The 13,045-nt window shown below is 69.5% G+C and carries 14 protein-coding genes; 9 read left to right on the plus strand and 5 right to left on the minus strand.

Features of this window, described 5'->3' with window-relative positions; all coding sequences use genetic code 11:
* Positions 1–838 precede the first annotated feature (838 nt).
* The 3 genes from V5A19_RS12430 (at position 839) to V5A19_RS12440 (ending at position 3,078) form a co-directional block, all read left to right on the plus strand.
* A complete protein-coding gene (locus V5A19_RS12430) occupies positions 839–1,087 on the plus strand; it encodes a DUF1902 domain-containing protein (protein WP_332327844.1) in 249 nt (82 codons plus the stop codon).
* Positions 1,088–1,565: 478 nt separating this feature from the next.
* Positions 1,566–2,411, plus strand: a complete 846-nt coding sequence (locus V5A19_RS12435) for a transposase (protein WP_332327845.1) — start codon at positions 1,566–1,568, stop codon at positions 2,409–2,411.
* Between the two features lie 94 nt (positions 2,412–2,505).
* Complete coding sequence (locus V5A19_RS12440) at positions 2,506–3,078, plus strand: Uma2 family endonuclease (protein WP_332327846.1); 573 nt, start codon at positions 2,506–2,508, stop codon at positions 3,076–3,078.
* A gap of 60 nt (positions 3,079–3,138) precedes the next feature.
* On the opposite strand, the gene V5A19_RS12445 is transcribed toward V5A19_RS12440, so the two are convergent.
* Both V5A19_RS12445 and V5A19_RS12450 read right to left on the minus strand, forming a co-directional pair.
* Entirely contained in the window at positions 3,139–3,363 is a 225-nt protein-coding gene (locus V5A19_RS12445; RefSeq protein ID WP_332327847.1) for a CopG family transcriptional regulator, read from the minus strand.
* Positions 3,360–3,782: a PIN domain-containing protein gene (locus tag V5A19_RS12450; RefSeq protein ID WP_332327848.1), complete on the minus strand. Its 423-nt coding sequence runs from the start codon at positions 3,780–3,782 to the stop codon at positions 3,360–3,362. Before V5A19_RS12450 ends, V5A19_RS12445 begins: the two co-directional genes overlap by 4 nt.
* Positions 3,783–4,009: 227 nt before the next feature.
* On the opposite strand from V5A19_RS12450, the gene V5A19_RS12455 reads away from it, so the two are divergent.
* Complete coding sequence (locus V5A19_RS12455; protein WP_332327849.1) at positions 4,010–5,260, plus strand: 3-deoxy-D-manno-octulosonic acid transferase; 1,251 nt, start codon at positions 4,010–4,012, stop codon at positions 5,258–5,260.
* A gap of 94 nt (positions 5,261–5,354) precedes the next feature.
* Here the strand turns inward: V5A19_RS12455 and V5A19_RS12460 are convergent, their stop codons facing one another.
* A complete protein-coding gene (locus V5A19_RS12460; protein ID WP_332327850.1) occupies positions 5,355–6,083 on the minus strand; it encodes a 3-deoxy-D-manno-octulosonic acid kinase in 729 nt (242 codons plus the stop codon).
* 105 nt (positions 6,084–6,188) lie between these two features.
* Between V5A19_RS12460 and V5A19_RS12465 the strand changes: the two genes are divergently transcribed.
* Positions 6,189–7,289, plus strand: a complete 1,101-nt coding sequence (locus V5A19_RS12465; protein ID WP_332327851.1) for a glycosyltransferase family 9 protein — start codon at positions 6,189–6,191, stop codon at positions 7,287–7,289.
* On the opposite strand, the gene V5A19_RS12470 is transcribed toward V5A19_RS12465, so the two are convergent.
* Complete coding sequence (locus V5A19_RS12470) at positions 7,253–8,383, minus strand: glycosyltransferase (protein ID WP_332327852.1); 1,131 nt, start codon at positions 8,381–8,383, stop codon at positions 7,253–7,255. The two genes, V5A19_RS12465 and V5A19_RS12470, sit on opposite strands and share 37 nt — an antisense overlap.
* Positions 8,384–8,451: 68 nt before the next feature.
* Between V5A19_RS12470 and V5A19_RS12475 the strand changes: the two genes are divergently transcribed.
* The 4 genes from V5A19_RS12475 to V5A19_RS12490 are packed head-to-tail and all read left to right on the plus strand — an operon-like array spanning position 8,452 to position 12,072.
* Positions 8,452–9,123 carry a sulfotransferase family 2 domain-containing protein gene (locus V5A19_RS12475; RefSeq protein ID WP_332327853.1) on the plus strand — a complete coding sequence of 224 codons (672 nt, stop codon included), beginning with the start codon at positions 8,452–8,454 and terminating at the stop codon, positions 9,121–9,123.
* Positions 9,120–10,136, plus strand: a complete 1,017-nt coding sequence (locus tag V5A19_RS12480; protein ID WP_332327855.1) for a hypothetical protein — start codon at positions 9,120–9,122, stop codon at positions 10,134–10,136. The genes V5A19_RS12475 and V5A19_RS12480 overlap by 4 nt, the downstream gene beginning before the upstream one ends.
* The gene (locus V5A19_RS12485) at positions 10,133–10,966 is read left to right on the plus strand and encodes a methyltransferase domain-containing protein (protein WP_332327856.1); all 834 of its coding nucleotides are present in this window, start codon (positions 10,133–10,135) and stop codon (positions 10,964–10,966) included. The genes V5A19_RS12480 and V5A19_RS12485 overlap by 4 nt, the downstream gene beginning before the upstream one ends.
* On the plus strand, positions 10,966–12,072 hold the full coding sequence (locus V5A19_RS12490) for a methyltransferase family protein (RefSeq protein ID WP_332327857.1): 1,107 nt from the start codon (positions 10,966–10,968) through the stop codon (positions 12,070–12,072). Before V5A19_RS12485 ends, V5A19_RS12490 begins: the two co-directional genes overlap by 1 nt.
* 43 nt (positions 12,073–12,115) lie before the next feature.
* Here the strand turns inward: V5A19_RS12490 and V5A19_RS12495 are convergent, their stop codons facing one another.
* Positions 12,116–12,958 (minus strand): sulfotransferase, encoded by an 843-nt coding sequence (locus V5A19_RS12495; RefSeq protein WP_332327858.1) that lies wholly within the window; start codon positions 12,956–12,958, stop codon positions 12,116–12,118.
* Between the last annotated feature and the right edge of the window lie 87 nt (positions 12,959–13,045).

Here is a 13,045-nt window from a genome sequence, read left to right on the forward strand (position 1 = left end):
GTCTGGTGGATCGGCAGCCACGGGAAAAACCACGGTCCCCATTAGCCGCCGGTCCATACCCCTGACTGGTTGGGATTGGGGTCAGGCCTTGCCTTTTGCTCCTAGCCATTCCTCTTGGCCATGGGGGTTGGGGTTGTGGGGTCAGGCCTTGCCTTTTGCCCCTAACCATCCCTTCTCTTGGGTATGGGCGGGACTAACGGTCCGGGTGCCGGACTCGGGCTTTCCGGTCGGTGGCCAATACGCCACATCCCACCCATTCGTGGACCGCTTCCCCAGCGAAAATTTCCCGCACCCGATGGATTAACGCCCGGTGGCTTGGCTTGCCCAGTCGCACCACCAAGATACTCGGATGGGCCTTGGTGGCCGCAGCGATCCTGATCGCCTTCGTTTGGCTGATCGGTCCCCGGGGAGGGCGGGACAAATAATCCGATCTTCCAGGGCAAGGTTTAGATTTTCCGGATTACCCAAAAGGTTCAGCCGTATCCAGCCGCACCCGATTTATCCTGTAGGAGCCCAATTCATTGGGCGAGCCGTTCGCCTTCGACCCGGCCCACCCAAAACCTCGCCCGGCGGAGCCGGGCTCCTACAACAGGCACCGCCCAGCCTGGCTGAGCCTTCTGGGTAATCAGGTAGATTTTTCCCTTAATTGCAGGAGGGGTCACTACCGAGGGCACCCATTAGGTTCCTTAGGTTCGTGATCCATAGGTTCGCGTTCCGGCACCTAATCGAGGGTTGACAGTCTAACGGTTTGGCGAAAAACTTTTGTCCAACCCATGCTGAACCTAGATATACGACCCTTTCGGGCGTTAGGGGTAAGGCAAAAACGGAGAAAGCACAAATGGCCACGAAGGTTTTTCATGTACAAACCTTCTGGGATCCGGAAGCAGAGGTATGGGTAGCCACCAGTGACGATATCATTGGGTTGGCTACGGAAGCCGAGGATATGAACCGGCTCCGCGAGCGTTTGCGTTCAATCATTCCTGAGCTTCTGCGCGAAAACGGCCAAATCCCGGCACCACATGACGGAATAGAAATTCCTTATGAGCTGATAGCTCGGGATACCATTCAAGAAGTCGCTCACCAATAGCCTTGGGTGATAACTATTCAACCCCTTTAAAAACCATCCTTGAGGAAAATGGCTGCTTCTTCTTAAAGCAGGCGAAAGGGGATCATGAAATTTGGTACTGCCCACATAATGACAAACGGTTTTCTGTCCCTACTTTTACCAGGTCAAGACATCTAGCTAACGACATTCTTAAAAAACAAGCTGAAATAGACGAAAAACTATAACCTCGGCCAGGGCCGGGGTTTCTTTTTGCTGGTCGGGCGGCTCGCGGTTTTGTGCGGTTTTCGGTTTCCTGATTCCCCAAAAGGCTCAGCCGTATCCAGCCGCACCCCATTTTTCCTGTAGGAGCCCAATTCATTGGGCGAGCCGTTCGCCTTCGACCCGGCCCACCCAAAACCTCGCCCGGCGGAGCCGGGCTCCTACAACAGGCACGGGTATTACCGCCGGGGTTACCGGGGTCAGGCCTTGCCTTTTGCCCAAGGCGGGTTAGGCTGCTCCGATGGCTCGCCCCCTACGCATCGAATACCCCGGCGCCCTCTACCATGTCACGGCCCGCGGCAACGCTCGGGGCTGGATCTATCTGGATGATGCCGACCGGGAGGCCTTCTGCGGCCTGCTGGGGGAGGTGGTGGCGTCCTTCAACTGGGTGCTGCATGCCTACTGCCTCATGGGCAACCACTACCACCTGCTGGTGGCGACCCCGGATGCCAATCTCGGCCGCGGCATGCGCCACCTCAACGGCGTCTATACCCAGCGCTTCAACCGCCGGCATCACCGCTCGGGCCATGTGCTCCAGGGCCGCTATAAGGCGATCCTGGTGGAGGAGGAGGCCTACCTCCTGGAGCTGGCCCGGTATATCGTCCTCAACCCGGTGCGTGCCGGATTGGTGGCGGACGCTTCCGAGTGGCCGTGGAGCAGCTTCCGGGCCACGGCCGGGCTGGACGGCCGCCCGCCCTGGCTGACCGTCGACTGGCTGCTGGCGGCGTTGGGCGGCCGGCCGGAGGCCGCCCGGCGGCGGTACCGCCAGTTCGTGGCGGAGGGGGTCGGCCAGCCCTCCCCCTGGGAAGGCCTGCAGGGGCAGATCTATCTGGGCTCCGAAGACTTCGTGCGGGAGGCAGCCGGGAAGGCGGGTGAAGGGCAAGGGCCGGAGGAGGTGCCAAGGGCTCAGCGCCGGCCGGCTCCGCCTACCTTGACCGAGCTGGCGGCGGCCTACCCGCGGGACGAGGCCATCGCCCGCGCCTATGCCAGCGGGGGCTATACCCTGCGGGAGATCGGCGAGTGGTTCGGGCTGCATTCCTCGCGCGTCAGCCGTATCGCTCGGCGAGGTGCAAACGGAAAGACCTGAATCTTCGCCACTTCGCCAGAGAGTATTTCGTGCCTTCTTCTGGCGGTGGTAGTCTCTCCGCAAGTCAAGAAACCGCTTGGTCGAGGGTCGCGCCATGACAGTTACCCACGCCATGCCCCATCGCTTTACGGTCGAGGATTATCACCGCATGGCGGAGGACGGCATCCTTCATCCGGATGAGCGGGTGGAGCTGGTCAGGGGGGAAGTGGTCGAGATGACGCCGATCGGAAGCCGTCACGCCGCGATCGTCAATCAGCTCACCAGCCTTCTCGTCCCCGCTGCCGCCGAGCGGGCGATCGTCAGCGTGCAGAATCCGATCCGTTTGTCCCTCTATGATGAGCCGGAGCCGGACCTGGCCCTTTTGCGGCCCAGGGGGGACTGGTACAGCAATGAACTGCCTGGGCCGGAGGCGGTCCGCTTGGTGATCGAGGTCGCGGATGCCAGCTTGCCCTACGACCGGGAGACCAAGCTGGGGTTATACGCTGGCTCTGGGATCCCGGAGGCCTGGCTTGTCGATCTCGTCAACAATGTGGTGGCGGTCTACTCGCAGCCCGGAGATAGCGGATACGGCCACCGGCAGATTGCCGGTGTGGGGGACAATGTCGAGGTTGCCGGCCTGGGTGGCCTCCGTCTGGAGGTGGCCGATATCCTCCTGACTTCCCTCTGAGGCCGGTTTTGGTGGGCTTGGTTGGATCTCCGCAGGGGATGAAGCGGTAAGCTCCTGCCTCTAGCCGCTTTCGTCGGCGCGATCCAGGCGATCGAGCACGGCAAGGGCCTCCCGGCTATCCGCCCGGGCGGCCATGGCCCGGAAGCGGGATTCCACGTCCCATTCGGTCAAGGCTTGGGTGCTCATTTCCTCCATGAGCTTGTTCACGCTCACGCCCCGGCTCTTTGCAAGCGCCTTGAGCCGCTCGGCCTTGTCGTTCGGCAGGCGGATGGTCAGTGTGGTCATGGGTCCATCTCCTTCAGGAATTGCGGGGGACTGAGAATCTTCAGTTCCGGCCAGATCAGCTCGCCTCCTTCCAGGTCGCGGAGGTTCCAGGTCACGATGCTTTGGCCGCCGCCGGCAACCGCCAGTTCAATAAGGTGATTGTCGGCCTCGTCCGGCAGGTTGGGGCGCCAGCCGTAATAGATTCGGACCCAGCGGCCCGCTGCAGCCAAACTGGCCAGTACCGTTGCCCGCTCTTCCCGGGTTGTAAAGGTGTCCAGCTCGGTACGCTCGAGGACGGCTTCATATTCCAGCCATAACGTTGTTCCGAGGAGGAGGGTGTCCATTCCAGAGATGGCCCGCCGCAGAACGGAACGGGACTGGCCGCCACCAGCCCGTAGGCCGGAGACGATGACGCTCGTATCAAGGATAATTTCCGCCATTTTGGCATCATATATGCTGTCATAAAGTCTGTGCAACCGTCTTTATGTGGGGGCGGGCTCTACCTGAGGCCGGGCCCTCGCCCCTTCCCCATAAGGCTGTACCCTGCCGAGGAAGCGAGGCCTCCGGCAGAGAGCCCTCCCTGACCAGGGCGCGCTTTCCCGACTCTGGCCCCTTCCCGCCCTTCGTGGCAGGATTGCCGCCTCCGTCCGCCGCCCGATCCGGTCCCATGGCCACTACTCTCTACCGTCAGCTCACCCGCCTGGTCCTGCCGCTGGCCGGGGCGCATGCCCTGTGGCGGGCGGCCCGCGACGGTGGCGGTCGCTATCTCCGCCAGCGCCTTGGCCGGGGACGGCCGGCGGGGCCGTTCGCCCTGTGGGTCCATTGTGCCTCGGTGGGGGAGGTTCAGGCGGCGGCGCCGTTGGTTGCGGCGCTGGCGGAGCGGGTCCAGGGGCCGGTGCTGATGACCACCAACACCCCCACCGGCGCCGCGGTGGCGGCCCGGGAGCTGCCCGCCGCTGTCACCCACGCCTACCTGCCTCTGGATGCGCCGGGGCCGGTGCGGCGCTTCCTGGACGCCGTGCAGCCGCGCTGCGCCCTGGTTCTGGAGACCGAGATCTGGCCCAACCTGTTCGCCGCCTGCGGCGGACGGGGACTGCCGCTGGCCCTGGTCAACGGCCGGCTGTCGCCGCGCACAATCCGGGCCCCGGCCTGGCTGCGGCGGGCCTTGAGCCGGGCCCTGGATGCGGTATCGCTGTGCCTGGCGCGCTCGGAGGCCGACGCCGGGCGCTTCCGGGAGCTGGGGCTGGCGGCGGAGCGGGTGCGGGTGGCCGGCAATCTCAAGTACGCGCGGCGGCCGGCGGTTTCGGGCTCCGTTGAGGGACCGGGGCTGGCTCGCCCCTACGTCCTGGCGGCCTCCACCCGCGAGGGCGAGGAGGCCCTGGTGGCGGCGGCCTGGGAGGCCGCCGAAACCGACGGCCGCCTGCTGGTGGTTGCCCCGCGCCACCCGGAGCGCCGCGACGCCATCCGGCGCGATCTGGGGGAGCGGCAGGTGGCCGTGCGCAGCCGCGGTGACGAGGTGACCGCGGCCACCGAGGTCTACCTGGCGGACACCCTGGGCGAGCTGGCCGGGTTCATGGCCCACGCCGATCTGGTGTTCATGGGCGGCTCCCTGGTGCCCAGGGGCGGCCACAATCTGCTGGAGCCGGCGGCCCTGGGATGCGCCATCGTCACCGGGCCGCACACCGACAATTTCGCCGAGGAGGCGGCGGCCCTGGCGGCGGCGGGCGGCCTGGTGGAGGTGGCCGACGCCGACGGCCTGGCGGGAGCCCTCACCGGGCTGCTTGCCGATCCGGACCGCCGGCGCGCTCTGGGCGAGGCGGCCCGCGCGGCCGTGGCCGAGCGCGCCGAGGTGCTCGATCATTACCTGGAGGTGCTCGGCGAGTGGTGCCCATCATTGGCCGGCCGGTCGCGGGATTGAGCCCGCCCGATCCGGGTCGGGGCTGGTAGCCCCTCCCACAAGCACCGGATGGAGCCCGCAGGTCCGGCTTAAGCCGGACCTACGGTCCCGGGCCTTACGCGGCTTCCCCGGCGTAGCCGGCCAGCAGCGCCGACCAGTCGGCCTCGGTGAAGCGGAAATCCGCGATGCGGCCGCCGAGCTTGGCCAGGGAGCGGCGCAGGCGCCGCAGGTTGCGCCGCTGCCAGCGCCGGCCGGGGCGGCGCATGCGGCCGCCGTCGAAGTCGACCAGGTACACGCCCCCTTCGGCGTCCAGGAGGATGTTGTGGGCGTTGAGATCGGCGTGGTCGGCGCCGGCGTCGTGGAAGCGGCGGAGGGTGGCCCCGATGCGGCGCCAGGTGGGGGCGGGCAGGGCGGCGCCGGTGAGGGCCTCGCCCAGGGTGCGGGCGCCGGGCAGGCGCTCGGTGGCCAGGTCGCCGCGGTAGGTGGGCCCGGCGGGGACCACCCGCGCTGCCACCGGCCGGGGGACGGCCAGCCCCAGCCGGAACAGCCGGGCGAGCAGGTGCCACTCGCGCCAGGGCCGCGTCCGGGCCAGGGGCAGCGGCAGGTAGCGGTCCCGGCACAGCCGGGCCATCCAGCCGCCGCGGCGGTAGTGGCGCACCACCACCTCGCGGCCGTCGGCCAGGGTGCGGGTGCGCACCGCGCCGCGCCCGGCCGCCTCGGGGGCGGCCGCGGGGCCCGGCTCGTCCCCGTTGCCGGCGGGCCACAGCTCGCGCTCCGGGTTCCGGAGGATGGCGGCGTCGTATAGAATGTGTGCCCCGCCGGTCGAGCGGGTGGTGGGCTCCAAGCCGTTCCCCCAATGTGACGGGCCTGCCGGCCGCGCAGGATAGCCGCTCTGGCGCGGGGAGGGAAGCCGCCCCGGTCGCCGCCCATCCATCGCCCAAGTTGCCCCATGACCAGTCAGGCCCCCGGCCCCGCGCCGCCCCGCAGCCTCTGCATCCTCCGCCTGTCCGCCATCGGCGACGTCAGCCACGTGGTCCCGGTGGTGCGCACCATCCAGCGCCACTGGCCGGAGACCGAGCTCACCTGGGTGGTGGGCCGGACCGAGGCCGGCCTGGTGGGCGACCTCGACGGGGTGACCGTGGTGCCCTTCGACAAGGGTGGCGGCCTGGGCGCCCTGCGCGACCTGCGCCGGCGCCTCCAGGGCCGGCGCTTCGACGCCCTGCTGCAGATGCAGACGGCGCTGCGCGCCAACATTGCGGGCCGCATGGTGCCGGCGGAGCGGCGCCTGGGCTTCGACCGCGGCCGCTCCCGCGACGGCCACGGCCTGTTCGTCAACCGCCGCATCCCGCCCCATCCCCGCAGCCATGTCCTCGACGGCTTCTTCGACTTCCTGCAGGCACTGGGCCTGAGTGAGCGCGAGCTGCGCTGGGCCATCCCGATTCCGCAGACGGCTCGCGCCTTCGCCGCCGAGCGGCTGCCCCATGAGGCCCCGGTGCTGGCGATCAATCCCTGCGCCAGCGTGCGCCCGCGCAACTGGCGCAACTGGTATCCCGAGCGCTACGCCGCGGTGGCCGACCACGCCGTCCGCGCCCACGGCATGGCGGTGGCGCTAACCGGCGGCCCCTCGGCCGGGGAGCGGGCCTTCGCCGACGCGGTGCGCGCCGCCATGGCCTCCGAGCCCGTGGACCTGGTGGGTGCGACCTCCCTCAAGGGGCTGCTGGCGGTGCTGGAGCGCAGTACGGCCCTGGTGGCCCCGGACACCGGGCCGGCCCACATGGGCACCGCCGCGGGCATCCCGGTCATCGGCCTGTACGCCACCACCAATCCCGACCGCACCGGGCCCTACCTGAGCCGGGATTGGGTGGTTAACCGCTATCCGGACAACCTGGCGCGCTACGCCGGGACCACGGTGGACGAGGCCCCGTGGGGCAAGCGGGTGCGCCACCCCGGGGCCATGGGCGCCATCGGGGTTGCCGACGTGACGGAGCGGGTGGATGCGGTGATGGCGGCCGCTCAGGTCGGCGGGGTCACGCCCAGCACCGCCAGGTAGGCGCGTGCGCTCGCCGTGTCCCGGTAGCGCTCGACCCCGGCGCGCAGCCGGTCCGGGTCGGGCGGGTCGGCCAGGGTGGCGGCCATGGCGTCGGCCAGGGCGTCGGCGTCGCCCACCGGAACCAGCGGGCCCAGTTCGCCGTCCGCCAGGATCTCCCGCGGCCCGCTGGGGCAGTCGGTGGCCACGGCCGGCGTGCCCAGGGCCAGGGCCTCGGTGAGGGCGTTGGGCGAGCCCTCCCAGGCCGAGCTGAGCACGAACAGGTCCGCCCGTGCCAGGGCCGGGTAGGGGTTGGTCGCGAAGCCCGGCAGGGCCACGGCGTCGGCCACGCCCAGGTCGGCGGCCAGGGCCTCCAGCCGGGGCCGCTCCGGTCCCTCGCCGAGGATGAGCAGCCGGGCCGGGCGGCGCTGCCGCAGCCGGGCGAAGGCCCGCAGCAGGGTGGCGAAGTCCTTCTGGCGGTCCAGCCGGCCCACCCCCAGCAGCCGGGCGCCGTCGCCCTCCGGCCAGGTCGTCTCGGGGGGGTCGCCAGCCCGGCGGTGGAGGGCGGGGGTGATCACCGGATTGGGCAGGACCCGGATGGCCTCCCGCGGCAGGTCGGCCACGGCGGCGGTGTCCTCGGCGACGCCCCGGCTGACGGCGATGATGGCGTCGGCCCGCTGGTAGGCGCGGTGCATGAGCCGGGCGCGGAGCCGGCGGTGGAGGGGGTCCCGGCCCTGAAGGACGCCGGAGAGGTTGTTGCCCAGGCGCACCCCGGTTGGGGTCCCGGTTCGCGCCAGGCGCACGGCCTGGAGGGCCGCGCGGTTGCCGCGGTCCTTGGCGGCGAGGAGGGCGTCCGGCCGGTTCCGGCGCAGGTAGCGGACCAGCCCCGGGATGCTGGTCAGGCTGTGGCGGGCCCCCAGGGGCACCATGCGCACGCCCTCCGGCGCCTGGGCGACATGCCCTCCCTCGCTGCGGCCGTGGACCAGGTCCACGGCCACGCCGAGGCGGGCCATGGCCCCGGCCAGGTTGAGCATCATGCGCTCCACGCCGCCGTCCCCGGAGAAGGACAGGAAGATGGCGACGCGCGGTGTGGGGGATGGCGGAGTGGGGGTGGGCATGACGGCGGCAAGTTTACCCCACGCCGGGGACTGTTAAAATATCGCTCTTTTGAGCCCATCGGCCCGGTATGCTCATCTCCTATTCCCACCGCTTCCTGTTCGTCCACATCGCCAAGACCGGCGGTACCAGCGTCCGGGCCGCCCTGCGCCGCTACCGCTGGGGCCGCTGGTACACCCCGGTCCTGTGGCTGGCGGCGCAGGCGGACCAGATGACCCGGCCGCGGCACAAGCTGGGGCTGCGCTTCCCGCGCCACGGCAAGGCGGTGGCGGCCAAGGAGATGCTGCCGGAGCCGGTGTTCCGGGAGCTGTTCAAGTTCACCGTGGTGCGCAATCCCTGGGACCTGCAGGTGAGCTCCTGGCATCACATCCGGCGCGAGAAGCCGGAGGTGGTGGCCGGCATCGAAACCTTCGGCGCATTCCTGCGCTACAAGTTCGATCCCGACCGGCCCTACGACTACATGCTCGATGTCTCCGCCGAGCGTCAGCACGAGTACCTGGTGGACCTGCGCGGCGAGACCATCGTGGATTTCGTGGCCCGATACGAGCGCCTGACGGCCGATTTCGCCGCCATCTGCGAGCGGATCGGCATCCCCGAGCCGGCCCTGCCCCACCGGCGCCGGGCCGCCGACCGCGAGGACTACCGGCGCTATTACACCGACGAGCTGACCGAGCTGGTGGCGGACCACTACCGCCGGGACCTCGACCTGCTGGGCTACACCTTCGACGGGGGCGCGCCATGAGCGGCCCGCCTCAAGTGCTGCTGCATATCGGTCTGCACAAGACCGGGACCCGGTTCCTGCAGCGGGAGGTCTTCGGTCAGCTGGATCCGGCCCGATTCAACGTCAATCCCGAGCCCCTGTGGCCGGCGCTGCGCCAGGCCGTGCGCCACCCGGATGATCCCGGGCGGGTGGCCCGGGCCCGGGACGCCGTGGCCGACTGGCGCGCCTCCGGGGACGAGCGCACCCTGGTGGTCTCCGAGCCCCACATCTCCGGGGACATGTACGGCAGCCACCACGACTACGCCGACAACCTGGCGCTGGTGCGCGAGCTGTTCCCCGAGGCCCGGGTGATCTTCTTCGTCCGGCGCCAGTCGGACTGGCTGCAGTCCGCCTACCGCCAGCACCTAGCCAAGGGCAAGGCGGTCCCCATCGAGGCGTTTTTGAACTTCTACGACGGCGAGTTCCGGCCGCGGGTGGCGCGGGAGGTCTACGGGGCGCGCAATGTGGAGGCCCTGAGCCTGCGCTTTCTGGCCATCTATCGCGCCTACGCCGACGCCTTCGGGGACGACGCGGTCTTTCTGCTGCGCCAGGAGGACCTGCGCGCCCGGCCGGCGGCGGTCAAGGCCCTCATCGCCGACGCCCTGGGCCTGGCAACCCTGCCCGATCCGCCCCCTTCCCGCGGTCACAACCGCAGCTACTCGGCCCTGGCGATCCACCTGTTCCACCCCGGGGTGTGGCGCCGCTATCCCGCCCCCGGCCCGGGAGATGCCCATGGCCGGCGGATCCCGCAGTGGCTCAACGACCTGCTGGGGCCCCTGCGCCGCCTCCGGCGGGGCTTCATCCAGCACGTCTTCGACCGGGTGCTCTACTACGACTGGGACCTGCTGGCGCGCCACGGTATGCGCGAGCGCATCGAGGCCCATTACGCCGAGGAGAACGCCGAGCTGGAGCGCATCGCCCGGCGGCAGCTGGCGGTGGTGGCCCGGTCGGAAGAAGCAGTTGAAGGATCGGCCGCCAGCGGGGAAGATAGGTGACCGGCAAGCGGACAAACGGGGATAAAACGTTGGGCAATGTGGACGAGACCATCAGCGCGGTTCCGGGCGAGTGGCGCTTCAACGAGGAGGTGTCGCAGGCCTTCGACAGCCACGTGCGCAAGAGCGTGCCCTTCTACGACGAGATCCAGCGCATGGTGGTTGAGCTTTCCGAGTACTTCGTGGGCGACGGCAGCATGGTCTACGACCTGGGCTCGTCCACGGGGGAAACGCTCTACCGGTTGGCGGACTACCATTCGGGTAAGGAGAACCTCCAGCTCACCGGGGTGGAGGTCAGCGAGGCCATGATCGAGGAGGCCCGGCGCAAGGTGCAGGCCCCCAGCGTCGGCTTCCGCCATAACAACATCCTGGATGTGGAGCTCTCGCCGGCCCCGGACCTGGTCACCAGCGTGTTCACGCTGCAGTTCCTGCGCCTGGCGGAGCGCCGCCGGTTGCTGCGTCGGCTGGCGGAGTCCCTGGTGGAGGGGGGCGCGCTCATCCTGCTGGAGAAGACCCGCGGCGACAGCCCGGCCTTCGAGGACATGTGGACCGAGCTGTACTGGGACTTCAAGCGCCGCCAGGGGCTGTCCCCGGAGGAGGTCCTGGAGAAGGCCAGCAGCCTGCGCGGGGTGCTCAACCCGCTGACCATGGAGGAGAATATGGCCCTCCTGCAGCAGAGCGGCTTCAGCCGGGTGGAGCCCTTCTTCAAGTGGTACAACTGGGCCGGCTTCCTGGCGGTGAAGAACCACTCGCTCGCGGCGCCCGCGGGCGGCGTGGCCGGTCCGGAGCCGGAACGGCCGGGGCATCCACCTGCCGAGGGGGACCGCGGCTGATGTCCGAAGGCGGCTACATCTACCACTTCCCGCGGGTCATGCTGCGCAAGGACAAGACCAACCCGCGGCGCATCGCCTACCTGCTCCTGCTTCTGTTCGCGGTGCCGCCTTCCTGGCCGGTGATGGCCATCGGCACGGTGCTGGTGGTCGCCGGGGTCGCTTTCCACGGGTGGGCGGCGGGGTATCTGGCCCGCGCCGGCTACGACGACCGCGAGACGGTCCTGACGCTGCTCGGCCCCTACCGCCACAACCGCAACCCCTATTATGTGGCCCACCTGGTCATGGACCTGGGCTTCTTCGTCGTGGCCGGCCTGGCGCCCTTTGCGCTGATCTACCTGCCGCTGCTCTTCCTGGTTTATCGCCGCTGGGTGCTGAACGAGGAGCCGTTCCTGCGCCAGGAGTTCGGCGAGGAGTACGAGCAGATGTGCCGGGAGGTGCCGCGCTGGGGCATCCGCCTGACGCCGGCGCCCAAGCGCGGCCCCGACCAGCCGTTCACCTGGTCCATGTACTGGTTCAACGGCGAGCAGTGGCGGACGGGGTCCCATCTGCTGGTGCTCGGGATCTTCTGGCTTTACTGGCTCTACGGCAATCCGTTCGCCGCCTGGCCCACCCTGGCCAATGCCTCCCTGGCCGCGGCGGTGACGGTGTACTATCTGGTCCACGATGTCCGGCCCCGGGACGTGTCGCGCCTGAGCCGCGGGTGGCTCGTCGCCGGGGTGGTGATCGCCGCCTCGGGGGGCGCCTTACTGGGGCAGGCCTCGGTCTGGATCCCCTGGTCCGGCCCCTGGTCCGGGCTGGGTATCGGCGCCGGGATCCTCCTGGCGGCGGTCCTGGTGGCGGGGGCATGGACCGGGAAGGGCGCTGAGGGGGCCAAGGGGCCCTTCGCGGTTACCCTGGTTCCCTGGTACCTCCTCCTTTTGGCCCTTGGCCTGATATCCGGGACCTTCGCCGGGGTCTGGCTGGCCCTCGCCGTGACCCTGACGGTGTGGGCGCTGGTGATCGCCGGCGCGATCTCCGTCCCCGACCTGCCGCGCCGGCCGGCGACGGCGGTCGGCATCGCCGGTGTGGCCGGCGTGGCGGCGGTGGCCTCGGCCCTGTTGGGGTAGGGGAAGGAATTCCCCTCGCCCATTGCCCGCCACTATCAACGGCTCAGGGGCGGTAGCCGAAGGCCTCCAAAAGCTGGGTGCGGTCACCGGCGAACCGACGCAGCTCCGGGTCGTCGCGGTAGGCGAAGGCGCGGCCGGGGTCCAGCGAAGCGGTAAGGTCGTGCCGGGCCGCGGGATCCAGAACCAGGCCGCAGAAGGCAGCCAGGCGCTCGAGCTCCTGCTCCGGGGACTGCAGCAGGTTTTCGTAGGCGACGGTCAGGGCGCGCTCGCCAAGGGCTTCGGTCCGCCGCCGGCCCTCGGCCATGTACTCGGTCCACAGCTGAAGCGCCGGGTCGCGCCGGGCCAGCCGCGGGGTGTCGACGAGCTCGCCGCGCTTGGGCAGGAAACGGTACAGCGCCCGGCGCTTTTGGAAACGCTGCCGGCTGCGCTCCAGGGAGCGGTTGCGGCGCACCACCAGGCTCTCGGCGACGTCGACGCCGTGGCGCTCGACATTGATCACCCGTGCCTCCGGGAACAGCTCCAGCCACAGCGGCAGGGTGAAGGTATTGCGCGGGTCCTTCCAGCCCCACCCCTGACTGCCCGTTCCGATAAGCCCCCGCCAGCCCCAGAAGCCGAGACTGCGTGGCAATTTAAGGCTGGCCCGTAGGTAGTCCGCGGCAAGCTCTCGGGAGGGCGGGTCGTCCAGGACATCGCTGAACGGCAGCGGCCGGGTCCAGGTGGCGGCGCCCTGGGCCAGCAGCCAGCGATTTAGCCGGCGGAAGAACAGGGCCTCGTTGTTGCGGCCCAGGCGGCGGCCGATGTCGACCCCGGAGCGGGCCAGCAGCCCGGCTACCAGGCTGGTGCCCGAGCGGTGCATGCCGATGAGGATGATGGGGGGGCGGTTCATGGTGGAGCCGGAAGCCCGTTTGCCGGGAGGGTGATTGGATGGGCAACAGGATAGGCAACCGGCCGCTTCGCGTCGATATTGGCCCGG

Origin of the sequence: Thiohalorhabdus sp., from assembly GCF_036628635.1 — a bacterium.
In the GTDB taxonomy this organism is placed as follows: Bacteria; Pseudomonadota; Gammaproteobacteria; order Thiohalorhabdales; family Thiohalorhabdaceae; genus Thiohalorhabdus.

Bases quoted from the DNA above. Each gene is read 5' to 3' on its own strand.
- V5A19_RS12430 (WP_332327844.1), top strand. From the start codon at position 839: ATGGCCACGAAGGTTTTTCATGTACAAACCTTCTGGGATCCGGAAGCA.
- V5A19_RS12435 (WP_332327845.1), top strand. From the start codon at position 1,566: ATGGCTCGCCCCCTACGCATCGAATACCCCGGCGCCCTCTACCATGTC.
- V5A19_RS12440 (WP_332327846.1), top strand. From the start codon at position 2,506: ATGACAGTTACCCACGCCATGCCCCATCGCTTTACGGTCGAGGATTAT.
- V5A19_RS12445 (WP_332327847.1), bottom strand. From the start codon at position 3,363: ATGACCACACTGACCATCCGCCTGCCGAACGACAAGGCCGAGCGGCTC.
- V5A19_RS12450 (WP_332327848.1), bottom strand. From the start codon at position 3,782: ATGGCGGAAATTATCCTTGATACGAGCGTCATCGTCTCCGGCCTACGG.
- V5A19_RS12455 (WP_332327849.1), top strand. From the start codon at position 4,010: ATGGCCACTACTCTCTACCGTCAGCTCACCCGCCTGGTCCTGCCGCTG.
- V5A19_RS12465 (WP_332327851.1), top strand. From the start codon at position 6,189: ATGACCAGTCAGGCCCCCGGCCCCGCGCCGCCCCGCAGCCTCTGCATC.
- V5A19_RS12470 (WP_332327852.1), bottom strand. From the start codon at position 8,383: ATGCCCACCCCCACTCCGCCATCCCCCACACCGCGCGTCGCCATCTTC.
- V5A19_RS12475 (WP_332327853.1), top strand. From the start codon at position 8,452: ATGCTCATCTCCTATTCCCACCGCTTCCTGTTCGTCCACATCGCCAAG.
- V5A19_RS12480 (WP_332327855.1), top strand. From the start codon at position 9,120: ATGAGCGGCCCGCCTCAAGTGCTGCTGCATATCGGTCTGCACAAGACC.
- V5A19_RS12490 (WP_332327857.1), top strand. From the start codon at position 10,966: ATGTCCGAAGGCGGCTACATCTACCACTTCCCGCGGGTCATGCTGCGC.
- V5A19_RS12495 (WP_332327858.1), bottom strand. From the start codon at position 12,958: ATGAACCGCCCCCCCATCATCCTCATCGGCATGCACCGCTCGGGCACC.